At 60.8% G+C, this 23,974-nt stretch carries 20 protein-coding genes and 1 tRNA gene; 7 read left to right on the plus strand and 14 right to left on the minus strand.

Annotated elements, in window-relative coordinates:
• Nucleotides 1-36 precede the first annotated feature (36 nt).
• On the plus strand, nt 37-1,767 hold the full coding sequence (gene ftsH / locus SynA1528_RS05950) for an ATP-dependent zinc metalloprotease FtsH (RefSeq protein WP_286187927.1): 1,731 nt from the start codon (nt 37-39) through the stop codon (nt 1,765-1,767).
• A complete protein-coding gene (locus SynA1528_RS05955) occupies nt 1,764-4,484 on the plus strand; it encodes a UPF0182 family protein (RefSeq protein ID WP_186588127.1) in 2,721 nt (906 codons plus the stop codon). Before ftsH ends, SynA1528_RS05955 begins: the two co-directional genes overlap by 4 nt.
• Nucleotides 4,485-4,507: 23 nt before the next feature.
• On the opposite strand, the gene SynA1528_RS05960 is transcribed toward SynA1528_RS05955, so the two are convergent.
• Nucleotides 4,508-5,107 carry a peroxiredoxin gene (locus SynA1528_RS05960; protein ID WP_186588128.1) on the minus strand — a complete coding sequence of 200 codons (600 nt, stop codon included), beginning with the start codon at nt 5,105-5,107 and terminating at the stop codon, nt 4,508-4,510.
• 474 nt (nt 5,108-5,581) lie between these two features.
• Between SynA1528_RS05960 and SynA1528_RS05965 the strand changes: the two genes are divergently transcribed.
• A tRNA-Met gene (locus SynA1528_RS05965) sits at nt 5,582-5,655 on the plus strand.
• A gap of 74 nt (nt 5,656-5,729) precedes the next feature.
• On the opposite strand, the gene SynA1528_RS05970 is transcribed toward SynA1528_RS05965, so the two are convergent.
• From SynA1528_RS05970 to SynA1528_RS05995, 6 genes are all read right to left on the minus strand, one after another.
• Entirely contained in the window at nt 5,730-6,770 is a 1,041-nt protein-coding gene (locus SynA1528_RS05970) for a peptidoglycan DD-metalloendopeptidase family protein (RefSeq protein WP_186588129.1), read from the minus strand.
• 73 nt (nt 6,771-6,843) lie between these two features.
• Nucleotides 6,844-7,344 (minus strand): tRNA (cytidine(34)-2'-O)-methyltransferase, encoded by a 501-nt coding sequence (locus SynA1528_RS05975; RefSeq protein WP_186588130.1) that lies wholly within the window; start codon nt 7,342-7,344, stop codon nt 6,844-6,846.
• Nucleotides 7,341-7,892, minus strand: coding sequence for a bifunctional adenosylcobinamide kinase/adenosylcobinamide-phosphate guanylyltransferase (cobU, locus tag SynA1528_RS05980; RefSeq protein ID WP_186588131.1), 552 nt, complete (start codon nt 7,890-7,892; stop codon nt 7,341-7,343). The genes SynA1528_RS05975 and cobU overlap by 4 nt, the downstream gene beginning before the upstream one ends.
• Nucleotides 7,882-9,030 (minus strand): proton extrusion protein PcxA, encoded by a 1,149-nt coding sequence (pxcA, locus tag SynA1528_RS05985; RefSeq protein WP_186588132.1) that lies wholly within the window; start codon nt 9,028-9,030, stop codon nt 7,882-7,884. The genes cobU and pxcA overlap by 11 nt, the downstream gene beginning before the upstream one ends.
• Nucleotides 9,031-9,042: 12 nt before the next feature.
• On the minus strand, nt 9,043-9,759 hold the full coding sequence (gene psb32 / locus SynA1528_RS05990) for a photosystem II repair protein Psb32 (RefSeq protein ID WP_286187929.1): 717 nt from the start codon (nt 9,757-9,759) through the stop codon (nt 9,043-9,045).
• Nucleotides 9,752-10,159 (minus strand): tellurite resistance TerB family protein, encoded by a 408-nt coding sequence (locus SynA1528_RS05995; protein ID WP_186588133.1) that lies wholly within the window; start codon nt 10,157-10,159, stop codon nt 9,752-9,754. The genes psb32 and SynA1528_RS05995 overlap by 8 nt, the downstream gene beginning before the upstream one ends.
• Before the next feature lie 35 nt (nt 10,160-10,194).
• Here SynA1528_RS05995 and SynA1528_RS06000 point away from each other — a divergent pair, with 35 nt between their 5' ends.
• Nucleotides 10,195-10,884, plus strand: coding sequence for a cofactor assembly of complex C subunit B (locus SynA1528_RS06000; RefSeq protein ID WP_353616634.1), 690 nt, complete (start codon nt 10,195-10,197; stop codon nt 10,882-10,884).
• Here SynA1528_RS06000 and lptC read toward each other — a convergent pair.
• On the minus strand, nt 10,826-11,980 hold the full coding sequence (gene lptC / locus SynA1528_RS06005; protein WP_186588135.1) for an LPS export ABC transporter periplasmic protein LptC: 1,155 nt from the start codon (nt 11,978-11,980) through the stop codon (nt 10,826-10,828). The genes SynA1528_RS06000 and lptC overlap by 59 nt on opposite strands.
• Nucleotides 11,981-11,984: 4 nt before the next feature.
• Nucleotides 11,985-13,529, minus strand: coding sequence for a methionine--tRNA ligase (locus tag SynA1528_RS06010; protein WP_186588136.1), 1,545 nt, complete (start codon nt 13,527-13,529; stop codon nt 11,985-11,987).
• Between the two features lie 75 nt (nt 13,530-13,604).
• Here SynA1528_RS06010 and SynA1528_RS06015 point away from each other — a divergent pair, with 75 nt between their 5' ends.
• Nucleotides 13,605-15,362 carry an FAD-dependent oxidoreductase gene (locus tag SynA1528_RS06015; protein WP_186588137.1) on the plus strand — a complete coding sequence of 586 codons (1,758 nt, stop codon included), beginning with the start codon at nt 13,605-13,607 and terminating at the stop codon, nt 15,360-15,362.
• Here SynA1528_RS06015 and SynA1528_RS06020 read toward each other — a convergent pair.
• The 3 genes from SynA1528_RS06020 to rpmG are packed head-to-tail and all read right to left on the minus strand — an operon-like array spanning nt 15,359 to nt 17,858.
• Nucleotides 15,359-17,392 (minus strand): ribonuclease catalytic domain-containing protein, encoded by a 2,034-nt coding sequence (locus tag SynA1528_RS06020; protein ID WP_286187930.1) that lies wholly within the window; start codon nt 17,390-17,392, stop codon nt 15,359-15,361. The two genes, SynA1528_RS06015 and SynA1528_RS06020, sit on opposite strands and share 4 nt — an antisense overlap.
• Before the next feature lie 11 nt (nt 17,393-17,403).
• Nucleotides 17,404-17,625 (minus strand): 30S ribosomal protein S18, encoded by a 222-nt coding sequence (rpsR, locus tag SynA1528_RS06025; protein WP_006041316.1) that lies wholly within the window; start codon nt 17,623-17,625, stop codon nt 17,404-17,406.
• A 38-nt stretch (nt 17,626-17,663) separates the two neighbouring features.
• On the minus strand, nt 17,664-17,858 hold the full coding sequence (gene rpmG, locus SynA1528_RS06030; protein WP_011128090.1) for a 50S ribosomal protein L33: 195 nt from the start codon (nt 17,856-17,858) through the stop codon (nt 17,664-17,666).
• A gap of 114 nt (nt 17,859-17,972) precedes the next feature.
• Here rpmG and pheT point away from each other — a divergent pair, with 114 nt between their 5' ends.
• On the plus strand, nt 17,973-20,417 hold the full coding sequence (pheT, locus tag SynA1528_RS06035) for a phenylalanine--tRNA ligase subunit beta (RefSeq protein ID WP_186588138.1): 2,445 nt from the start codon (nt 17,973-17,975) through the stop codon (nt 20,415-20,417).
• Here pheT and rlmD read toward each other — a convergent pair.
• Nucleotides 20,407-21,804: a 23S rRNA (uracil(1939)-C(5))-methyltransferase RlmD gene (rlmD, locus tag SynA1528_RS06040; protein ID WP_186588139.1), complete on the minus strand. Its 1,398-nt coding sequence runs from the start codon at nt 21,802-21,804 to the stop codon at nt 20,407-20,409. The two genes, pheT and rlmD, sit on opposite strands and share 11 nt — an antisense overlap.
• Nucleotides 21,805-21,885: 81 nt before the next feature.
• Here rlmD and apcD point away from each other — a divergent pair, with 81 nt between their 5' ends.
• The gene (gene apcD / locus SynA1528_RS06045; RefSeq protein WP_186588140.1) at nt 21,886-22,380 is read left to right on the plus strand and encodes an allophycocyanin subunit alpha-B; all 495 of its coding nucleotides are present in this window, start codon (nt 21,886-21,888) and stop codon (nt 22,378-22,380) included.
• A gap of 589 nt (nt 22,381-22,969) precedes the next feature.
• Here apcD and SynA1528_RS06050 read toward each other — a convergent pair.
• Nucleotides 22,970-23,956 carry a molecular chaperone DnaJ gene (locus SynA1528_RS06050; protein WP_186588141.1) on the minus strand — a complete coding sequence of 329 codons (987 nt, stop codon included), beginning with the start codon at nt 23,954-23,956 and terminating at the stop codon, nt 22,970-22,972.
• Between the last annotated feature and the right edge of the window lie 18 nt (nt 23,957-23,974).

Below are 23,974 nucleotides of genomic sequence, written 5' to 3' on the forward strand. Positions count from 1 at the left end.
TCGAAGGAATCGTCGTCTCCTCAATCTTTACCGAGCTTGTTCGGAGACAAATCCAACTCTGTCAGTTACTCGAGCTTGCTGGATAAGATCCGCAGCGGCGAGGTCAGCAGCCTGGAACTTGTCCCGGCCCGCCGAGAGGTGCGGGTCACCTATCCCGATGGCAGCCAATCAACCGTCAGCATTTTCGCTAACGATCAGCAGATCCTGAGGGCTGCCGAAGCATCCGCCACGCCGCTGACGGTGCGGGACATTCGCAGCGAGCAGGCCATGGCTGGCCTGCTGGGCAATCTCGGACTGGTGCTGCTGTTGGTGGTGGGCCTCTCCTTCCTGTTGCGACGATCCGCCCAGATGGCCAACCGTGCCCTTGGGTTCGGTCGCAGTCAGCCACGGCTGAAGCCCCAGGAGGACCTTCAGGTTCGCTTCGAGGACGTCGCCGGCATCAACGACGCCAAGGAGGAGCTTGAGGAGGTGGTCACCTTTCTCAAGCAGCCTGAAACATTCACCGGACTTGGCGCCAAGATTCCCCGTGGCGTGCTGCTGGTGGGCCCCCCAGGCACGGGAAAAACGTTGTTGGCCCGTGCCATTGCCGGCGAAGCGGGGGTGCCATTTTTCTCGATGGCGGCCTCCGAATTCGTCGAGCTGTTCGTCGGTGTTGGTGCCAGCCGGGTCCGTGATCTGTTTCGACAGGCCAAGGAGAAGGCCCCCTGCATCGTCTTCATCGACGAGATCGACGCCGTCGGCCGTCAGCGGGGAGCCGGCATTGGTGGTGGCAACGACGAGCGGGAGCAAACGCTCAATCAGTTGCTCACCGAAATGGATGGTTTCGCCGACAACTCAGGCGTGATTCTTCTGGCGGCCACCAACCGAGCTGACGTGTTGGATGCGGCCCTCACCCGTCCAGGACGGTTTGATCGGCGCATCGATGTTTCTCTGCCGGATCGCCGTGGTCGCGAAGCGATCCTGGCTGTCCATGCACGCACACGCCCCCTGGATCCAGAAATCGATCTGGCGGCCTGGGCCCGCCGGACTCCTGGTTTCTCCGGTGCTGAGCTGGCCAATCTGATCAATGAAGCGGCCATCCTCACGGCGCGGGAGCAGCAGCCCTTCATCAGCGTCCGCCAATTGGAAGGAGCCCTGGAACGGATCACCATGGGGCTCAGTGCCAAGCCGCTTCAGGACAGTGCCAAGAAGCGACTGATCGCTTATCACGAAGTCGGCCATGCCCTGGTGGCTGCCCTGTTGCCCGATGCCAACAAGCTCGACAAGGTCACGATCCTGCCCAGGGGAGCAGCAGGCGGGTACACCCGTTTCATGCCGGATGAGGAGAAGCTCGACTCCGGCCTGATTACCCGAGCCTCCTGCCTGGCGGATCTGGTTGTCTCCCTCGGCGGACGAGCCGCGGAGCTGGTGGTTTTCGGACCGCTGGAGATCACCCAGGGGGCGAGCGGTGATCTGCAGATGGTGGCTCAGCTGGCAAGGGAAATGGTTACTCGGTTCGGCTTCTCGTCACTTGGACCTGTGGCTCTTGAAGGTCCAGGCACTGAGGTGTTTCTGGGGCGCGATTGGTTCAGCCAGCGGCCCGGTTACGCCGAAAGCACCGGCCAGGCCATCGACACCCGCATTCGCGACCTCGCTAAGCAATCCCTGGCTCAGGCGGTGTCCTTGCTGGAATCGCGACGGGAGGTCATGGATCGACTTGTCGACGCCTTGATGGAGGAAGAGACGCTTCACCACGATCGCTTCATGGAACTGGCCGGACTGGGATGAGAGTCCTCCTGCTGCTGCTTCCGCTGGTGCTGCTGGCGGCCCGCATGCAGGTCGAATGGTCCTGGTTTCAACAATTTCAGCTGGAGGAGGTGTTGTTGCACCGCTGGTTGCTTCAGCTGGCCGGTGGGTTAGCGGCGTTGCTCCCCATCGGACTCGCGATTCGTTGGAGTCGTTCCTTCGATTCAACGTCCCAGCCCGGCTCAACGGTGCGTCTGAAGGGCTGGCGCTATTCCGTGATGTTGCTGCTGGCGGTCGCTCTGCAGTTGGTGGGTCTGGCGGTGATCAACGTTCTGCTTCTGCAGGCCTTTGATGATTCGATGACCCTCGCCAGTGGCTGGCAGCTGTCCATGCATCAGCCGCAGCTGCCGCCCCTGCTGTTCATCAGTTTGGTGGCGGTGCTGCACCCGCGTCTCAGGCGTTGGCTTCCCTGGTTTGTCTCAACGGCAGTGGTGCTGATTGCGGCCAGAGCCTGGGGTGTTTGGGCCCTCGCCTGGGGTATTCCGCCATCAGGGCTGCAGGAACCATTCCTTCACACCGATGTCAGCTTCGCGCTGGGTCGCTTCGCAGCGCTGCAGCTGTTGATCGCCCTGCTCAGCTCCGGCGCATTGTTCTGCCTGGGCTTCGACTCGCAGACCCTGTTGACCCGTCCCCCGGCGCTGAGCGACTGGGGCTGCGCTCTGCCAAACCCACAAAACCGCCGGTTGCTGTTGTTCATGGCGGCCATGGTGCTTTTGCTTCTGGCTGGCCAGTGCTGGTTGTCCAGGCATGCTCTGCTGTGGCATCAGCACGGCATCGTCGCCGGGGCCGGCTGGCTTCAACGGGCGGTGACACAACCATTCCGGCTGCTGCTCACGCTTGAACTTCTGCTGTTGGCGTTGGCCCTGCTGCTGCCCGCATCGAATGGTCTTCGTCGAGGGTTGCTGCTGGCCCTCGCCGTGACCCTGGCCCTGGAATTCACCCTCACCCCTTTCAGTCGCTGGCTGATTCTTCGCCCGCAGGAAATATCACTTCAGACGCCTTACCTCGAGGAGGCGATTCGATCCACACGGCATGCCTTTCAACTCGATGGGATCAACCGGGTCTCCTACAAGCCTGAACTCTCGCTGACGCGGGCGGACCTTGAGCAAGGGGCCAGCACTCTGAGCAATCTCAGGCTCTGGGACAGCGCTCCGCTCCTGGAAACCAACCGTCAGCTGCAGCAGCTGCGGGTGTACTACCGCTTTCCCCAGGCTTCCGTTGATCGTTATCCGCTCTTACGTCGTGGGGATACACCCCAGCAGGTGATTCTCTCGGCGAGGGAGCTGGATCAATCGGCTCTTCCCCGACGTTCCCAGACCTGGTTGAACCAGCATTTCGTGTTCACCCATGGCTACGGCTTCACGGTGAGCCCGGTGAACACCCACGGAGACGATGGATTGCCGGAGTACTTCATCAGAGACCTGGGCTCGGACACCAGGATCCAGGGCAATCTCGAGCTTGGAATCGAGCGGGAGGACGTGGAACGGGCCATTCCAGTGGAGGACGCGGCTCTTTACTTCGGCATGCTCAGGTCCCCTTATGCAGTGGCTCCCACCCGGGTTGATGAATTCGACTACCCGGAAGGTGATCTGAACGTCTACACCCATTACCGCGGCAGCGCTGGAGTTCCTATCGGCCACTGGCTTCAGCGGGCTGCAGCCGCCACCTATCTGCTGGAACCCCGGCTGCTGACTGCGGGGTCCATTGATCAGTCCTCCAAACTTCTGATCCGCCGTGAAGTTCGTGAGCGGGTCCATGCGATCGCTCCCTTTCTTGATCTCCGCGGCGATCCGTACCTGATTTCGATTCCTCAATCCGGCCAGTCAACGTCCGCATCCAGTCAGCATCAGTACTGGGTTGTGGAGGGGTTCACCCATTCGTCCACCTATCCCTACAGCGCGGCTGTCTCCAGCAGCGATTCCGATCGTTACCTCCGCAATTCAGTCAAGGCAGTGGTGGATGCCTACAACGGCAGCGTGCAGTTGTTCATCAGTGAGCCTGATGATCCGTTGATTCAAGGCTGGGCTCGGGTCTTTCCGGACCTGTTTCAACCGCTTTCTTCCCTGCCGTCATCGGTTCGCGATCACTTACGGGTTCCCGAGGAATTGTTTGATGTTCAGGTCAAACAACTCCAGCGATATCACGTTGAAGATCCTCGTGTTTTTTACAGCGGAGACGACGTCTGGCAGGTGCCGCTGGAGGTGTACGACGGTGAGCAGATTTCAGTGCGTCCTTATCACATCACAGCCCAGGTGCAGGACCGCAGCAGCTCCGAGTTCCTGCTGCTTCAGCCCCTTACGCCCTTGGCTCGTCCCAATCTCACCGCCTGGTTGGCTGCACGCAACGACGGAGAGAATTACGGCAAGTTGGTTCAGATTGATTTTCCCAAGGACACGCCGATTCTTGGCCCCGAACAGGTTCAGGCCTTGATCAATCAGGACCCGGAGATCAGTCAGCTGTTCGGCCTCTGGGATCGCGGCGGATCCCAGGTGGTGCAGGGGAACCTGCTGGTGGTTCCCGTCGGGAAATGCCTTCTCTATGTGGAACCCGTTTATCTGCGGGCCAGCAAAGGGGGGCTACCGTCCTTGACGCGCATTGTGGTCAGCGATGGACAAACAATCGCCATGGCCGACACCCTGCCTGGTGCGATCGATCAACTCATGCAAAAAACCCTGCCGCCAGAGGCGACAGGGTCCTGAGTGATTCGTTCAGCGTTGACGAATCAACCGATGGCGGAGAAATACTCCTTGGAACCCTGGGGATCTTCCAGCATCGTGGCAGCACCAGGTGTCCAGTTGGCGGGACAGACTTCGTCAGGGTTGGACTGAACGTACTGGAATGCCTGCAGAAGACGCAGGGTCTCGTCAACGTTCCGGCCCACGGGCAGGTTGTTGATGGTGGCGTGAACAATCACCCCATCGGGGTCGATCAGATACAGGCCACGCAGTGCCTTGCCTTCCTCGTCAAGGATGTTGAAGGCGTTACCGATCTCCTTGTTCAGGTCGGCGACGAGGGGATAGTTGATATCACCGATACCACCCTGATTCCGAGGGGTCTGGATCCAGGCCAGGTGGCTGTACTTGCTGTCGACGGAAACGCCGAGGATTTCACAGTTCTTGCTGGAGAAATCGGCGTAGCGGTCGCTGAAGGCCGTGATCTCAGTCGGGCAGACGAAGGTGAAATCCAGGGGATAGAAGAACAGCACCACGTACTTGCCGCGGTACTGGGACAGGGAGATCTCCTTGAATTCCTGATCCACCACAGCGGTGGCGGTGAAATCGGGGGCCTGATGGCCCACACGCAGACAACCGGTGTCGGTCATGTTCGGGGTGCGGTGAGGTTGAACTCGATCGTCGAACTCCTTAAGCGAAGTCGATACGACTACAAGTTTCGTATGTCAATTTATCACGACCGCCCCTCTGCGAAGCCATAGACTGTGTTTATGAATGATCGCTCGATGATCTGGGATCCATCCCTTCAGCGTAAATACAGTTCCACGGGGCATTTTCGTCTGCTGAATCAACTCAAAGGTGATCTCAGCAAGCGCCCCCTCGATCGGGACTCCTCCACAGGTGCACTGCGGATGCCAGGCTTTGGCTCCAGGTCCAGACGCTCTCAAGGTCAGATGACTCGTCGCTCCGCCCAACCCGCTCCGGTGTCTCTGGCTTCGCCAGACATCAGCTCTGATTCGAGCAGTTTCCGTGATCGTCTGAGTGCAATCGAGATGCGCTGAGCCTCCATCCAGCCATTCAAGGAACGCTGAGATGTATGATGGAGACTGGCTTGAAGGCCATTCGTCAGAGTAGCTCAGCTGGTTAGAGCACAGGATTCATAACCCTGAGGTCGGGAGTTCAAGTCTCCCCTCTGACATTGAAATTCTCTCGTTCATTGTCATGGCGACAGCAGTCATATACAGAACGATTGTGCTGATGAAATCAGCTGGGTCAGGCTTGCCGTTGGGGCAACTTGCTAAGCGGATTCACGGCTGCACCGTTGGAACGCCGGATTTCGAAGTGCAGATGAGGGCCAGTGCTGCGGCCAGTGCTTCCCATCAGAGAGATGCGTGTTCCCTGGGGGACCACCTGCCCCTTGGACACCATCAGACGACTGTTATGGGCATAGCGGGTGGAATCGCCATCTCCGTGATCGATCTCTACGAGATAGCCGTAAGCACCTCTCCATCCTGCGAAAGTGACAATGCCATCACGGGCTGAATGGACGGAGGTGCCTGTGCTGTTGGCGATATCAATTCCCTTGTGCATTCGCCCCCAACGCCAGCCGTAGCCGGAGGTGAAGACCCCTTTTGTGGGCCAGGTGTAAGTCGTTGAAGGTGCCACCCGATGGGATTCACGTTGAGGCGCCTGTGGGTTGGAGAGGGCTGGACGATCAGGCCAGCTGGCACCTCTACTGATGCTGGGACGAATGGCCAGAAGCTGCTGGCCAGTTGCGGCTTTGGCAACCCTCACTTCGGTGCCGACGGAGAGTTCGGAGAGGGTGAGCCCTGGATTGAACTTCTTCAACTCCTCCTTGTTGATCCCGTGGCGCTTGAGAAAGCTGGAAAGGGAATCGCCCCGCTGAATGGATGCGGTGGAACGAATTGGAGGAGGCGCTGTGATCGGTGGTTCCGTGCGGATTGATTCGTTCTCAACGCCGACCAACAACAAAGCGCGATCCTGGGCAACAGCAGGAATCGCAAACCAGCTGCCGGAGGGAAACACGTGAGTTACCGGTTGATCATTGATCTCGGCAAAACGTGCCGAAGAGAGATCGAGGGAGGCCGCAAGGCGGGGAAGTGAGGTGCGTTGCCGAAGACGAAACCAGAAGGCCGGCTTATCTGAAGAGGCGACGATCGCATCGTCCTCCGGCAAAGGAGGCAGTTCAGCAAAGGTGAAGGACTTGCTGTCCGCCTGTCCTGGCAGCGCATGCCAACCAACCACACTCAACAGAGGGGTGATGGAAGCAGCCAACACCAGAACTGAGCGCATCCCGAAGGTGTAGTCGGTCGAACAGTAACGAAGTGGCCATGGCCCTGCAATACCAACTGGTGCAGTCGCCTCATCACCACAGCAGAAGCTGGTGGCCTGCTGTGTAAGCCACGAGCGCACAGGCCACGGATAGGTTCAGGCTTCGCACACCCCCTTGACCATCTGCGTCAACGCCACCGGGCATCGGAATGGTGAGGATGCGGTCGCACTGTTCTCTCACTCGATTGGGAAGCCCGTTGTCCTCGCGGCCGAACAGCAGCACATCACCACGTTGAAACTGAAAGTCGCCAAGGCTGTCACCCCCGTAACGGCTACAGCCGATCAAGCGATAGGGATGCGTCAGCTGAGCCAAAAGATGGTCCAAATCGCTGTGGGTTGAGAGCTGCACATGGGGCCAGTAATCAAGCCCGGCACGCCGCACCGACCGATCATCGATGCAGAACCCAAGCGGTTCAATCAACGCCAAGGGCAGCTGAAATGCAGCGCAAGTCCGAGCGATGTTGCCCGTGTTAGGGGGGATCTGGGGTTCGTAGAGCACAACCCGCAGGGGTGATGTCGGCTCAGGAAGGGTCATGGCACGCGCTGGCTGAGGGAATGCAGATCAATGGCCCGTCCCTGCAGGACCAGCCAGGCTGAATCAGCCTCTTGATCGAGGCGTTGCGCCAGGGAACCCAGGCGATCGCGGAAGCGTCCGCCGATGCGCGTGGGTGGAACCACGCCCCATCCGGTTTCCTCGATGACCAGCACGCAGGTCTGGTGCATACCAGCCAACTGTTGGATCAGCCCGTTGCAGCATTCGTTCCAGACCTCGTCAGAGTCATCCAGATGGCAGGCCACGAAGCCCCCCAGCGCATCAATCAACACGGATGAGTGCTGAGGAATCGTGCGCAGGGCACTGGTGAGATCAGCATCTGCCTCCACCAAACGCCAGTGGCTGGGGCGTCGTTGCCGATGCAGCTCCAGACGGGCCTGCCAGTCTTGATCATCAGGACGATCAGGAGACGTGGCCACATAGCTGACGTCGAGGTCCTCGGACAACAGATGCTCGGCCCAGCGGCTTTTCCCGCCTCTGGAGGGGCCACTTACAAGGACGAGCCTGGATTGGTTCAGGTCAGCCGCCACCGTTCATGCCTTTGAGAGTCGCCACTGAAGAGGGTGAGACGCGGTTCAGATAGCGGAAGATCCAGTACTTGAAGATCGTCGCCAGGATCACAGGGAAGGTGGCGATGAACAACAGGATGAAGTTCTCCTGAGTCGGCAGACCGAAGTGATGGGCAATGCCGTCCAGAAGAACGGTCCAGCCCTCAGGGCTGTGGTAACCAACGAATATGTCTGTAAAGAGGATGATCGCGAACGCTTTGGCGGAATCACTCAACCCATAGATGGCCTCATCGAGAAAGCCACGCAGAACGCGCAGCTGATCTCGGCTCACAAGGCAGACGCCAATGAAGGCCAACAGACCTGCAAGATCAGCGAGCACATTCTTGATGGCCTGAACGCTCTCTCGATCAGCCTCGTCCTTGAGTTCCTCTGCCCTTTCCCTGAGCTTGGACACCAACAGATCCGAGGACAGCGGCTCCTCCCCTTTCAACAGGGCATCAAATTCGAGCTCTTCCTTATAAATCCGCAGTTTCTCAACGGCGACTTCCTCGAGTTGAGGTTTTGGGTAACTGAGGAAGGAGAGATCGGGGGACAGACGCTCCACCGCCGGCCCGACGATGTAGGTGTTCGACACCTGCTGAACCAGCAGCGGTACTAACACCAATAGCAGCAGGATTCGCAGCGACGCCAGGGTTGAATCGCGCCGGCGGCGGAAGCCTGCCACCACCGATTCCTCCGAGGTCGGATCCAACTGACGGCGGACTGAATCGAACACCCCGAGCAGGGAGCGCGGCAACGGTTCCGGTGCCGTGCTCATTCCGCTTTTGCTGGATGACCGCTTGCTCGCATAGCGGCTTACGACCGTCTCAATCAGCTGAAGTTGACGCAATTCCTGTGGATCCAGCTGCCCGCGGTTGGGCGAAACGTTTGAAAGGCTGGACCGGCAGATCTGAAGGGCGGTGTGGAACCGCCGCAGAACCGTGGCTTGAACGGATCGCGGGACGGAAAGTTCCAACTCTGGTCTGACTTTGCGGTCAGCGTAAAACTCCAGCTCCAGGCTCTGGATCAGCAAGGCCGCCTCGTAGCCACGCTCAAGCTCGTTGGTCAGGTTGTCGCCCTCACCCTGGGAGAACAGACCAATCCAGTTCCGCGTGGCCATCGGCTCAGACGATCATCGGGAGAAGACCCACCAGGTCGCCATCGGGATGATGGTGCCGAGCACCAGCAGCACAATGATCCAGGTCGTGGCGTTGCTGCTTTCCGTTTCCTCTTGGGTAGGAATGTTGGTGGGGAGAGTGGTGCGAACGATTTCCGCTGGTGGACCCGGGTCCTCGCCCCCACCGAGGACGGTGCTCAAACGGTTGATGCCATCGAGGGTGGCTTGCCGGTAGCGATCTCCCTCACGCAGGGGAACGCTCATGGTGGTGCGCGCTGTGCTGGTCAACAGCGCTTCGGGGAGTTGCGATTGCAGCGAAGCGTCCGCAGCGATCGATGCCCGCTTGTTCTGGGTCTCAATCAACAGCAGCAGAAGTGGTTCCGAGCCACTGGACGACCATTGAGCCAGAAGCTCTTCACCGAAGCCATCAAGGTTCAGGCCGTAGTCGAGGCGCCTCAGCGTCACAACCCGGGCATCAACACGATCAGCGGCGAGATCCTGGAGGCGTGAGGTGAGTTCTGAGCGACTGGCCCGGCTGAACACATCGGCATCATCCAGAATGCGCTCGTCAGGACGACTGCTGCCGAGATCAATGGGTGAGATGGCCTGGGCTGCTAGGGGACAGCCCACCAGAACCACCAGCCCAACGATTGCAACAACGCTGGCGAGTCGACGCAGGAACGACATCAGACCATCCCGAACAACAATGGTGTGCAGTCTGCCGTCAGCCATCCAGCCTGTCGCGATTCAACGCTTCAATTGCGACCAGAATTGAAGCGGCCTCCCCTTCTGGAAGGGCCATGCGCTGGGATAAATCCAGGAGGAAGGCCGACTCTTCTTCGGTGACATTGCGATCGGCGTGAGTCAGGTGAGCAGCCACCGCAAGGGCACTCTGCTGTTGGGACGAGCTGAGAACCGGCAGAGCTTGTTCAATGAGGCCACCGACACCCTGATCCCGCAGGTTGTGAAGCAGACGGTCAAACAAATCCCCCATGTCAGCTTCCGTACTGCTGCTGTACCACGACCGGTATTCCAGCTGGGTCCTCAGGGCATGGGCTTCATCACGCCCGAGGCTGCCGTCGCAGGCCACGGCAGCAAGGGCAATGGCGGCAAAGGCCTCTGCACTGTTCATGCGAATCAGGCATCACAGACACATTTGAGCAAGATGTGGCGGTTCTGCCAGTCCAGGATGGCCTGATGCCCACCCCCGCCCGCGTCGTTCTTGTCTGTGGCGTGCTGCTGTTGACGCTGACGCTGCTCAATGCCGGCCTGGCGGAATCGTTCACTCCCGAGCTGCAACGGGCAGAGGTCCTCTGCGGCATGGCCTCTGTTGGTCTGATGCTGGTGGCTGTGCTTTGGACCAGAGCTGATCCAACCCAGGTGAAACCGCGCCAACTCATCGGTGAACAGGGCTTGCGGTTGGAACCCTCTTTGCAGGCAGACCTGAAGGAGGAGCTGGCCTGGGGCAGCCACATGCTGCTGACAGCCACTCCGGCCGCCACCCTTCTCGTGCTTTGGAGGAATCAGGTCATTCTCCGCCGCGGTCTGCTGCGTGACGCTGATGCAGTGTTCACGCCAGGTCCGATCTGTCGACGAGCGATGGAGCGTGAGACGACCGTCAGTCTTGTCAACACAACCCTGTTCCCCGGCCGCCATGAATTTGATCCTGTCCTGGACAACCTTCCTGCTGTTCTGATTGTTCCCCTGGGGTCTGAGGGAGTGGTCATTCTCGGTGGATGGTCCGAACGCTGCTTCAGCCAGGCGGATGAGCAATGGCTTGAGGGGTGGGGAGCGCGGCTCAGAACGAAACTGGAGACCGCGACGACGGGGTTGCACTGCCGGGTTGATCCGGCGTGAAGCGAATGCTGGAGCGAACCCGTTGGCCGCTGGAGCCGAAGCGGACGCCTTCGCTGGAGCCCAGTTGACCTTCCATCCGTGGAGCCCTGGTCTCCTGGTCGGGTTCCCGGCGTCTGAGCACCACATCCCCATCGGCCACCACACGGTTGGTCAGCCAGTTCCAGCTGCAGCGTCGTGCAGTCAACGACTCTCCTGGTTGCGACAAGCGACAGGCCTTGGGAATGATCACGGTCGTGGTCGCTTCGTCGATCACAAAACCATTGCCCGTGGCTGTTGCGTCCTGGCGCTTGCCCTGAAATCGGGCGCTTGATTTGAAGCGTTGATCAGCAAGATTCCAACGCGTGGTCCCCGCGTTGATGTCTGCTTCGTTCTGCTTGAGACGAACGGGCTGAATCAGATCCAGGAACCCCTTCTGGGTGTTGCCCTTCAAGGCTGAGGCTGTGACTTCCAGGTCCTTGTTCCGCGAGGCACGAACGGGGCCGTTCACCCCAAGGTCTCCGGTCTCAAGATTCCAGATGCCCTTGCTGGCCACAATGTCCGTGTCGGGTTCCAGCTCCGCTTGTCGACGATTTTTCCAGCGCAGGAGCTGTGTTGGGCCTTCGAAACGCAGGGTGTTGCTGGTCTGGATCAAGGTGAGACGCCTCGCTGTCAATCGCGAGAACTCATCGAGGGCTTCAGGGTTCTGATCCATCACCATGCGTGATTCAGCTGGTTTCCAGACCAGTCGATCCCCACGGATCAGCATGGCTTGGTCGTTGAGTTGTTGAAGCCGAACCTGTCCTTCCAGGATCACCATCTCGCCGTCCTTGAGCACCGTGGCCAGCTCGGCACTGATCCGAAACGAGGGTTGATCGTTCCTGTAGAGAATCCCGGTGGGACGGCGGGCGCGAACCGTTCGGCTCGACAGGTCGTATCGCGCTTCAGGGCTGCTGAGATCCCAGTCCCTCAATCCGTCTTTACGGCGTTGGTTGAGGTCGAGGGAGCGAAAGACGAAGGGGGGAGCGGAATCCTGCTGTGCAGTCGGTTGTTGGTTGCAACCGATCAACCCGGTACCGAGCAGAAGCAGTGCAGGAATCAGCAGGGAGGAACGGCCCATCCGATCAGAGGGACTCCTCGAGTTCAAGGCGCTGCATCACCGGAGATGGTTTGGGAAGAGCCGCTCCGCTGACCAGCCCACCCCAGTTCAACTGTTCGGTCCAGCCATCGGGATTGATGCTGGTGCCGAGCTGCTCCAGGATTCGTTCACTCAGTTCCGGCAGCAGCGGGCTGAGCAGCAATCCCACAATCCGGGTGGCCTCCAGTACCGCATAGAGGTCATCGCCGACCTCGGTTTCCTGGCCGGGTTGCTTCATCCGGCTCCAGGGTGCTGTGTCGTTGAGATGACCATTGGCTGCGATGGCCAGCTGGAGAACAGCTTCCGCCGCAGGCTTGAAGCCAAGGGCCGGCATGGATGTCACAACCGTTGCCACCGTCGTGGTGGCCGCCATGGAAAGAGGATGCTTTGAACCCACGGCTTCGGTGTGGGGCGGAACGGCGTCAGCGAACCATTTCCTGGCCATGGAGGAGGTGCGGTTCAGCAGGTTGCCGATGGTGTTCGCCAGATCGTTGTTCACCAGATCAACGAAGCGCTGCTGTTGAAAATCGCCGTCGTCTCCGAACTGAATGTCCCGCAACAGGTACCAACGAACAGCATCCGATCCGCAGCAGTCCAACAACCGCTCCGGGTCGAGAACATTGCCCAGCGACTTGCCCATCTTCAGGCCTTCCCGGGTGAGAAAGCCGTGGCCGAACACCGATTTAGGCAGCGGTAGTCCGGCGGACATCAGCATCGCCGGCCAGAACACCGCATGGAACCGCAGGATGTCCTTGCCGATCACATGCACGGACGCAGGCCAGCCGCACTTCTCGAGACGATCCAGGTCCACCGGCTCCCCGTCATCCAGCAGGGCGGTGAGGTAGCCCAACAGAGCATCAAACCAGACGTAGAAGGTGTGGCCGTCATGACCCGGCACCGGCAGCCCCCAGCTGACGTTCACCCGGGAGATGGAGAAGTCCCGGAGTCCCTGGGCAACGAAATTGCGGACCTCCTGGCGTCGGTTTGCCGGTTGGATGAAGTCGTCCCTGGCCACCAGCTCCTCGATCTGGGACTGGTAGCGCGAGAGACGGAAGAACAGGTTTTCCTCATCTCTCCACTCCAGCGGCTTCTGGTGGATCGGGCAGCTGGGATCAACGGCCTCGGTTGGATCATCCTTGTATTCCTCACAACCGACGCAGTACCAACCCGTCTGGCGGCCGCTGATCACATCCCCCGAGGCTTTGACCCGGGCAAAGAACTGATCGACCAGTTGCAGGTGTCGCGGATCCGTCGTGCGGACAAAACGGTCCTGACTGATGCCCCAGCGCGACCAGAGTTCGCGGTAGCTGGCACTGATGCCATCGCAGTGCTGTTGGGGACTCAGCTGCCGGGCTTCGGCTGTCCGCTGGATCTTCTGGCCATGTTCATCAACGCCAGTGATGAAGACCACGGAGTAGCCATTCAAGCGCTGAAAGCGGGCCAGGGCATCGCATGCCAGGGTTGTGTAGGTGCTGCCCAGGTGCGGCCGATCGTTGACGTAATAGAGCGGAGTCGTGAGGGTGTAGGGCATCGTTGAATTCGGACCTCCGCCGCACAACCGCGACGCCGGATCCTAACGACCTCACTTTTCTGGTCTGTTGCCGGTATGGCGTGGGACGTGATCGTCTGGGGAGGAGGCACCGGTGGCGTGGCAGCTGCCGTTCAGGCGTCGCGCTCGGGCGCTCAGACGCTGCTGCTGACCCCTGGACCGTGGCTGGGGGGAATGCTGAGTGCCGCCGGTGTGAGTGCCCCCGATGGCCACGAATTGAGCTGCTGGCAGACGGGCCTCTGGGGTCAGTTCATCCGAACCCTGGCGGCGACCGTGCCCGAAGGGCTCGATCAGAACTGGGTCAGCTGTTTCGGGTTCCGGCCGCAGCAAGCCGAGCACCTGTTGCAGAGCTGGGTTCAAGCCGAGCCATTGCTCCAGTGGTGGTCCGGTTGTTGCTTGCTGGGACTCGATCGACGCGGAGACCGGATTCAGGCTCTTGATCTGGAATGCAACGGCGAACGGCATCGACTGGACAGCCGCATCTGGGTCGACGGCAGTGATCTGGGTGACCTGATCGCCCTGGCGGACGCACCGTTCCGTTGGGGCTGGGAGTCCAAGGACACCTGGAATGAACCCAGTGCCCCTTCGGCTGATGCCCTGGCAACGGATGCTTTTTTCCGTCAGCAACCCGTGCAGTCGCCCACTTGGGTGGTGATGGGACAGCTGACTGCGGCGGCTCCGGAGTCCTCTGCACTGTCAGCACCAGCCGCTCCTTTTGACAAAGCCCTGGAGGCTGTCGGCCTGGAACGCACGCTCACCTACGGACGTCTGCCGGGAGGTCTGGTGATGCTGAACTGGCCTCTGGGCGGCAACGACTGGCATCACGGATTGGGTCGTTCCATCGCGCCGCTGGCATCAGAACGGGAGGCTCTGGATCGGGAGATGCAGCAGCACAGCCTGCAGTTCCTGGATCAGCTCTCCCGCTGCAGCGGTGGTTGGCTGAGCCGTGGTGATGCCTTCCCCTCCGCCAGAGCGCACCTCGCTCTGATGCCCTATTGGCGGGAAGGACGCCGGATGAGGGGTCAGTCGGTGGTCACTGAACGGGATCTGCTGCCGGTGACGACTCAGGCGAGACGCAGCCACCTGTCCTCCTCAAGCATCGCTGTGGGCACCTACGCCAATGACCACCATTACCCCGGTGAGGACTGGCCGTTGGCTCCAAAAAGCTGTCGTTGGGGGGGGCGCTGGACCGGCACGCCCTTCTGCATCCCTTTTGGAGCTCTGCTGAGCGCCGATGTGTCCAATCTGCTCGCCGCGGAGAAGTGCTTCAGCGTCAGCCACATGGCCAATGGGGCAACCCGGCTGCAACCGCTGATCCTCAACATCGGCCAGGCCGCCGGATTGGCTGCAGCCCTGGCCGTACGGATGAAGCTGCAACCCAGCGAGCTTCCCGTCGATTCCCTGCAGCAGCAGTTGATTGATGATCCCCAGGCACCCGCTGCCGTGATGCCCGTCTGGGATTGGCCCTGCTGGCATCCGCACTGGCTCGAGGCCCAGCACCGGTCCTTGCGACACCCCGAGATCTTGATGCAGGACGGATCGCTGGAAGCGGCACAGGGGGCTGACCTCTCCCTGCCGGACGCTGCTGAAACACCTGCCGAACGGCACGGAGAACAGCTTCAGGGACAGTTCCGTCGCGACGCTGATGGACTGCGTTACTGGCTGGAGTCAGGATCGATCCGACGGCAGCTGATCACCCTGGAGCCGGCGGTGGAACGGGTTCTGTCCGCCGCTGCGGATGGAACTCCAATGGATCTGGTCGCCGTCCACAACCCCTGGGGACCCTGGTGGCGCGTCAGCCAGGTGCTGCGTTAGTGAAAGCGCAGTTTCAGCTCGCCCTGGTCAGGGTCGACATGGACGACGGTCATCGTCAGCAGTTGCCCAGGCGAGGGATCAACGCCGTCGGCATGGCCCACCAGATCCATTGCTAGATCAGGAACATGCACCAAAGCCAACGAGTCCTGAGGGCGCAACCAGCGCAGAAACTGCACGGTCCACTCCTGGTCGCGATGCTGCTCAAGCCACACCTGTTGCCAGTGGCGCTGGTCCTCCCGACTGATCTGGATCGACTGCCGCAGGGGATCCTCCAACGTATCCAGCTGTTCCCGCAGCTGGGGTTCCGACAACCCAGGCTGCTGTTCCATCCAGGCAATCAATTGGCGATGGGCCAACAGGTCGGCGTAACGACGAATGGGTGAGGTGGCCTGCACGTAGGCCTCCAATCCGAGGCTGAAGTGCGGCATCGGTGTGGTGCCCTGAAGACCTCGGCTGAGACAGCGTTTCACTGCTGCATCACGGGCAGGGCCCTCCGGGATCTGCGCCAGCTCCTGCGCGGAGGGGAGCTCCGCTGGCGGCTGACTGCGGTAGGGGAGGGCCAAACCTTCTCGACGGCCGATCTCCGCCACAACGGCACCCATCAGCAGCATCGCCTCGCTCACCATCACCCGAGCCGGTGAGGGGTCGATCACCTGCAGTTCCGGACCATCCTCGCCGCGGCGGAAGCGTCCTTCCTGTCGATCAAAGCTGATGGCACCACGGCTCAGCCGCCAATGGAGTCGTTGCTTCAGCAGGGACGACAGCTGGGCGAGGTCCTCATCGCCAGGGGGGGCCAGCTCAATCAGCTCATCTCCGTCCTCGTAGGTCAGCCGATAACGGGGTTGCACCCAGGAGCGCTGACAGCGGCTGTCAAGGACCGCACCATCGACATCCAGCAGCACCCCGACACTCAGAGCCGGGCAGCGCTGGCCTGCCCGGAGGCTGAGGGCTTCGGTCGCCAGTTCCAGCGGCAGCATCGGCATCACACCGTCTGCCAGATAGAGGCTGGTGGCCCGTCGACGGGCCTCATGGTCGAGGGGGCTGTCCGGTTCGATCAGGCGCGCTGGATCAGCGATGTGGATCCAGATCCACGGACCACCATCGCCAGGTTCCAGGGCCATCCCATCGTCGATTTCCCGGGTTGCGGCGTCATCGAGGGTGTACACCCGCTGTGCGGTGAGATCCACGCGGGTGTCATCGCCGGCACAGATGTCCCCGGCGCGGGCCAGCAGTTGTTCGACGGTCTCCTGACCACCTTGAGCGAATGGACCGGACCAGGCACTGCCGCGCAGGGAGCTGGGTTGGTGTGGATCCAGCAGATCCCTTGCCACAAGCCAGGTCTTCAGGGCTCTTCGATCAGTGGGCAGCCCCAGCGACCGCAACAAACCAAGGGCAGGCTCCTCGTCCAGGGCGGTCTCTGGATCGTGATGGAGCTCAAGCAGCTGATCAAGGCGATCCGACCAGCTTGAATCAAGCAACTGTCGCCGCTGGGCGTTCAGCGGGAGCGGTTCCTGGAGGAGTGCCAACTGGCGAGCATCGTGCTCCTGTTGCAGGCGCTCCCGTCGCTGTTGCATCCGTTGTTGGCGAATCTCCTTCAATGGACGTGCTTGAAGACTCCGATCCCGGCGCAGACGAAACCAGATCTGAGGGCCGTTCACCCAGCTCCAGACTGCAGCAAGAGCCGTGAGATCAGACTGTCCCACTAGCAGATCGGTGAGATCGGCGAGGGAGATGCAGGGGAGGCTGTCATCGGTGGCATCACTCACCAGGAGCCACCAGGCTTCGGCACAGACCCGTGGTGCCAGAACAAGGGTCTGGAACTGCTTCGGAGTGGGCAGCACGGATCGACGGACGGTCTCGATCAGCTCGCCGCAGGAAACCAGCTCCCGGAGCGGAATCTCCTGATCGCGCCGTTGACCACCAAACGTCAAGACCGCCTTGCTGCCCTTGACGGACAGCAGGCGGCCGATGAGGGGCTGACCCTTAACCAGAACGCCGACGATGTCGTCAGCGTGGAAATCGTTCGCCAAGGCTGATGCGATCAGCCCTCGGGGTTCACGAAGGGCAGCAGAGCAACGATGCGAGCACGCTTCACAGCGTTGGTGAGATCACGCTGCTGTTTGGCAGTGAGGCCGGTGAGACGGCGAGGAAGGATCTTGCCCCGCTCGGTGATGAATTTCTTGAGCAGATCCACATCTTTGTAATCGATGGGATCGCCGGGTTTGATCGGAGAAAGGCGCTTCTTGAAGAAGGAGCTGGACATGGGTCAGGAACGGTTGGAAGAGAATCGAAACTGCAAGATCACTTGATCTCCTTGTGGGGAGTCATCTTGTTGCAGTGGGGACAGAACTTCTTGATCTCCAGCCGTTCGGTGGTGTTCCGGCGGTTCTTCTCGGTCGTGTAGCGGGACACGCCGGGGGAACGCTTGGCGGGATTGGACCGGCATTCAGTGCACTCGAGAGTGATCACGATCCGGACGCCCTTGTTCTTGGCCATAAAGGACGTTGCGCCGCAGTGCGAAGCGATTGACAAACAAAGAGCTTACCTGTCGATGAAGCCAGGACGATTCATCCGCACTTCCTAAGATCACGCGCCGTCCACGCTGGCTTCATGCGGGTCTCCTTCTCTTGGCTCAAGCAACTGGTTCAGCTGACGGGCTCTGTCGAAGAACTGGCCCACCGTCTGTCGATGGCGGGATTTGAGGAGGAGGAGATCGAGGATCTGAGCGCCCGGGCCAAGGGCGTGGTGGTGGGTCTGGTGAAGGAACGCGAGAAGCACCCCAATGCCGACAAGCTCAGCGTCTGTCAGGTGGATGTCGGTGCCGATGATCTGGTTCAGATCGTCTGCGGAGCCAAGAATGTCCGCGCTGGACTGCATGTGCCTGTGGCCATGGTGGGGGCGGTGTTGCCGGCCGTGAATCTCACCATCAAGGCAGGGGAATTGAGGGGAGTCAGCAGCAACGGCATGATCTGCTCCCTCTCGGAACTCGGGCTGGCGACGGAGTCCGATGGCATCGCAGAACTAGATGCCATCACCACAGACCTTCCCGCCCTCGGGAAACCGGTTGCTCCCATGCTCGGTCTGGATGACACCGTCCTGGAGCTGGCGATCACCGCCAACCGACCGGATGGTCTGTCGATGGTGGGCATCGCAAGGGAGGTGGCGGCCCTCACGGGGGCTGAGCTGACGCTGCCGGATCTGACTCTGAACCCTGCCCATGAGGTTTTGCAGGCGACGGCCGCCAGTGCTGAGGCCATGCAGGCCGGCGGTTTATACGGGATTTCGCTGATCGAGGGCGTTGACGGCTCGCTGGTCTCTCCGGCTTGGGTTCAGCAACGTCTGGAACGGGCCGGCATCAACCGTGTGAATGCCGTGGTGGACGTCACCAACGTGGTGATGTTGGAGCAGGGCCAGCCCCTGCATGCCTTCGATGCGGACGCACTGGAACAGCTCACCGGCAAGTCGGTGAGCGCCGCCAGTTTCGGGCTGCGGCAGGCCCGTGAGGGCGAAGCCTTCATCGGCCTAGATGACCGGGAGCTCAGCCTCGACCCCCGGGCACAGGTGGTGACCTGTCATGACCTCTCGATCGCTCTGGCTGGTGTGATGGGCAGCAAGGCCTCGGGTATCACGGCCTCAACAACGCGAATCTGGCTGGAGTCCGCCATGTTCAGCCCTGCATCCGTTCGCACGACAGCCCGTTCCGTCGGTCTGCGGACGGATGCCAGCGCTCGTTTCGAGAAGGGCCTGCCCAGGGAGATGACCCTGGCCTGTTCGATCCGAGCGCTGGAGCTGCTGAAAGACCTGTTCCCGTGTGAAGCCAAAGGGCTCTGGGTCTGTGGTGACAGCGCTGGCGACGCCAGTGCGGTTCTGTTGCGCCGGGATGCTTTGCATCAGTTGCTCGGCCCCCTGGAAGGGGATGAGGGCAGCTCCGATCTTCCTGACGCTGTGATTGAGCAGTGCCTGACGGCCCTCGGTTGTGAGCTCAACGCCTGTGATGAGGGTTGGAATGTCACAGCCCCTCCCTCGCGACGCCTGGATCTGGCCCGGGAAATCGATCTGATCGAAGAAGTGGCCCGCCTCGTCGGCTTTGATCGCTTCGGTGCTCATCTGCCGGATCCGCTGTCGCCTGGCGCCCTCACTCCGGCGCAGCAGGCGGAACGAAGGCTTCGGACCTTGTTCTGCGGTGCTGGCCTTCAGGAAATAACCACCCTTTCCCTGGTGGGTGCCAGCGACAGTGACCCTCGCATCGCCATCAGTAATCCGTTACTGGCGGAAACCAGTCACCTGCGCACCAACCTGTGGGAGGAACACCTGGATGTGTGTGTCCGCAACCTGAAGGCCTCCCAGTCGGGCTGCTGGATCTTCGAGCTGGGTACCACCTATGCCGGCAGTGCAGAAGCGGTGCAGGAATCACGGTGTCTCTCCGGCGTGATCTGCGGAGAGCAACGCCTGGAACGCTGGACCACCAGCGGCAAACCCTCACCTCCCGACTACTACACCGCTCGCGGACGACTGACGGAGGTGATGCGGGCACTGAAACTGGACCTGTCGGACCGACGCCTCACCGACGATCCGCGCCTGCACCCCGGCCGTGCTGCCACCCTCGTGCTGGAGGGTCGTCCCCTCGGCTGTTTTGGTCAGCTCCACCCGGAGTTGGCGGAATCCCGTGATCTACCGGAGGCCACCTATCTGTTTGAACTTGATCTGACTCGCCTGGTGGAGGCGGCCACGCGGACCAACCGCTGGATTCCGGCCTTCAAGGCCTTCCCAACGGTGCCGGCCAGTGAACGGGATCTGGCGGTGGTCGTGGACCGCGCTGTCGCCGCATCCGATTTGATGCAGTCCATCCGCAAGGCGGGCAAACCGCTTCTGGAGGCGGTGACGCTGATCGATCGGTTTGAAGGGGAGCAACTGGGAGAGAACAAGGCCAGCCAGGCGTTCCGCCTGCGTTATCGACACAAGTCGGAGACACTCACCGATGAGCAAGTCCAACCGGTGCACGACAAGGTCCGCCAGGCCCTCGCCAAGCAGCACGGGGCCGAGCTCAGGAGCTGATACGCCGTAGAAAAGCCAGGTTTTCCAGATGGGTGGTCTGGGGAAAGAAATCCACGGGCTGCAGCTGATCCAACTGGTACGGGCCCTCTGGCTGGAGCAACCGTTTCAGATCCCTGGCCTGGGTGGCCATGTCACAACTGAGATAGGCCAGCAGGGGCGGTGGGTCCCTCAGGATCGCCGCCACCACAGTGGACTCAAGACCGCGTCGCGGTGGATCGACCACCAGGGCTGAACAACCCGGCAGGGTTTGCTTGAGCAGGTCGGCCACGTCGCCGGCCTCGAAGCGGGTCAGCGGGCCCAGACCGTTGACAGTGGCATTGCGATCGGCCTGCTCGATGGAGTCGGGATTGATCTCAATGCCCACGACACGATGCCCGCGTGCCGCAAGCGGCAGGCTGATGGTGCCGATGCCGCAGTAGGCATCCACGATTGGCCCATGCTGCGCCGCCTGGTGCAGCCAATGCACCAGGCACTCCACGATGGCTTCGGCCTGGGGCGTGTTGATCTGGAAAAAGGTGGTGGTGCTGAGCTGCAGCTCAAGCCCGCAGAACTGCTCACGAATCGTGGGATCCCCCGCCAGAACAGTGGTGGTCGACCCAAGGATCTGGTTGGTGCGGCGGGGCTGCAGATTCAAGGTGACACCTTTGACCTGATCCCAGCGTTGGATCCACTGCTGGGCCAGTCGTTTCAGTCCAGGGAGCGGGTGGCTACTGACGAGAGTGATCAACACCTCGCCGGTGTGATGACCCATCCGCAGTCCCAGGTGCCGAAGTCCCTGGGATTGGCTGAGATCGTGATCAGCCGCAAGGCCACTGCCATCCAGATCTCGCTTCAGGGGCTCGACCAGGGCATCCAGCCGTGGGTCCAGGACGGGGCAGCGGGACAGATTGACGATGCGGTGGCTGCCGCGGCGGAAGTAGCCCATGCGCAGACGGCCATCCTCCCCGCGGCGGAGGGGGATCAGCCCGCGGTTGCGATAGCCGAGACCACGCTGATCCGTCTGGACAGGAGCCTGGGGATGGTCGATCTCCCCGATCCGCAGCAGTGTCTGACGGAGCTGATCCTGCTTCCAGTCGCGCTGGGCAGTTTCCTCAAGGTGCTGCAGTGTGCAGCCACCACAGTCGTGGGCCAGGATGCAAGGAGGGCGGCGTCGTTCCGGTGAGCTGGTCAGACGTTCACTGATTCGACTCAGCCATCGGGACTTCTGCCGTTGTTGGAGCTGCACGCTGGCTCGCTCCCCGGGCAGCAGTCCTGGCACCACGACCACCCACCCCTGCCAACGGGCAAGGCCGTGGCCATCACGATCCAGATCGATGGCCTGCAGGTCCATGCGAAGACCAGGCCGTGGGCTGTTGGAATCAGCGTCTGCGCCGTTGGTCTCAGGCATTGCAATGGCGTAACACCAGGGTCGTCACCGGACGGTTGACCCACTTGAGACCACTAAACTCCACGAAGCCTGTTCAGTTCCATGAGTGTTGTCCGGGATCTCATCCTTCAGGCCGATGAGGATCTGCGGTACCCGACCAGTGGTGAACTGCAAAGCATGGTTGCCTTCCTGGAGCAGGGCGCCATGCGCGTGTCCGTCGTCAAGGTGCTGACGGACAACGAAAAGAAGATCGTTGATGAATCCGCGAAGCAACTGTTCGGCCGCAAGCCCGAGTACGTGGCTCCGGGTGGCAACGCCTACGGGCAGAAACAACGTGCCCAGTGTCTGCGGGATTACAGCTGGTACCTGCGACTGGTCACCTACGGGGTTCTGGCTGGCAGCACAGAAATGATCCAGGACATCGGTCTGGTGGGTGCCCGTGAGATGTACAACAGCCTTGGGGTCCCGATGCCCGGCATGGTGGAGGCCATGAAGACCATGAAGGTTGCCTCCCTGGCGTTGTTGTCCGATGCGCAGGTGAAGCTGGCAGCTCCCTACTTCGATTTCCTGATCCAGGGGATGCAGACCTCCACCTGATTCGTTCTTCTGTCTCAAGCAAGACTCGCCCCTGGTCGCATCATGCGTCCAGGGGTTTTTTAATGCGACAGGTGTCTCGCTCGCTCGTTTTGATTGAGTCTCTTTTCAAGACGCAGCATGCGACTTACTAGAGATCAGCAACGATTGTCGCCGAGCGTTCCAGGATTTTCGGGAACAAAGCTTGCGTCACTGTGTCTACAGCAGGTACGCAGGACTGAGAATGCAGGCGTTCAAGGGGTTTTATCAGTTGTCCAGGCGGGCTGGACAGGACCGGGACATGCATTAGCTCGAACGGGGGCCGGGCAAAGCCTTAAAACAATGTTTTTTGCATCACGAGACATCGGCAGCAGACATTTGCGCAGCATGATCCATAAAAATGATCAGAATTTAGATGTTAAAACTTACTCACCAGTCTCTTCTGCGACGCCTTTCGCGACTCATTTGTAGACCATTCTGAGACAGCCTGAAGCGGTGACTTCAAGGCGCGATCGCTGCCTGCGGGGTCGCGCGAAAAAAGTAGCCAAGTCTCAGAAATCTTGCCTTGGATTATTCATTGGTCTAGCTAAGAGTCTTAGATAAGACCTATGACTCAGGTTTGGCGGTATAGCTCGCGCAGCAGCCGATAGGCCTCGTTCAGCCGGCGCATGCTGTCCGTGGATCCTCCAGAGTCCGGATGGGCCTCGCGTGCCTGAGTTTTGTAAGCCTCTCGGATCGCCGCCAGTGTGACGGAGGCGCCGGCTTGTGTGGATAGGCCGAGCAGCTTCAACGCGCCGTGCACGGTCATCGTGGATTCCAGCGTTTCGAACGAGGTGACCTGGCGGCTGCGGCGGAACCGATTCACAAATCGCCTCACCAGGGTTGGCATCCGTTCCGAGAGACCCGCCGTTGCAAATGGGTCCTCCAGGGCACCGGCCACAACCATCACGCGTCCGAGGGATGGAGCTGCTGCGGTCCACTCAGGGCAGAGCTCCTCCATCGCTGCATTCGCAGCAGACCAGGTGAAAGCGCGGCCTTCACTGGCATCCAGGTTGCTCCAAAGATCCCTGGCCAGCCAGAGCATGGCTGCTTCCACCACGGTCTCTCCTGGGGCCTGGCCATACAGGGATGACCAGTGGTCGTCGGCTGCCTGGGCAGCGGCTTGCAGATCCTGGAGCGCAACAGAGGCGAGCAATGGGGCGTCTCCGGATGATCTGGATTGCTTCGGCGCTTGAAGCGTGTCTCGGAGCTGACTGGTCCGCCGGCTCACGAAGCCGGGAAGATCGATCCCGCCTGTATTGGACGAAGAAGCAGGAGCTGCAGGCTGCGGTTGATGACGCTCCGTGGGGGATTCGATCAACACCAGGCTGGTGACATCGGTGCTGACCTCGTCTTCAGCCGCACCCACCTGCTCATCGCTGCCGTCGAGGGACCCCGACTCGCTCTGGTCCACGTCACCCAGGATTCCATCAAGCAGTATCTCCAGCACCTGCCCTCTGGATCGAACGCCATATTCCCGTTTCAACTGGTCGATCAACGAGACCTGGCGACTCGGAAGCTTGAGCGTGATGGATTTCGACCTGGATTCCTCGTCGGGCAAACGATCAACCTTGCTGCC

Origin of the sequence: Synechococcus sp. A15-28 (genome assembly GCF_014280175.1) — a bacterium.
Taxonomy (GTDB): domain Bacteria; phylum Cyanobacteriota; class Cyanobacteriia; order PCC-6307; family Cyanobiaceae; genus Parasynechococcus.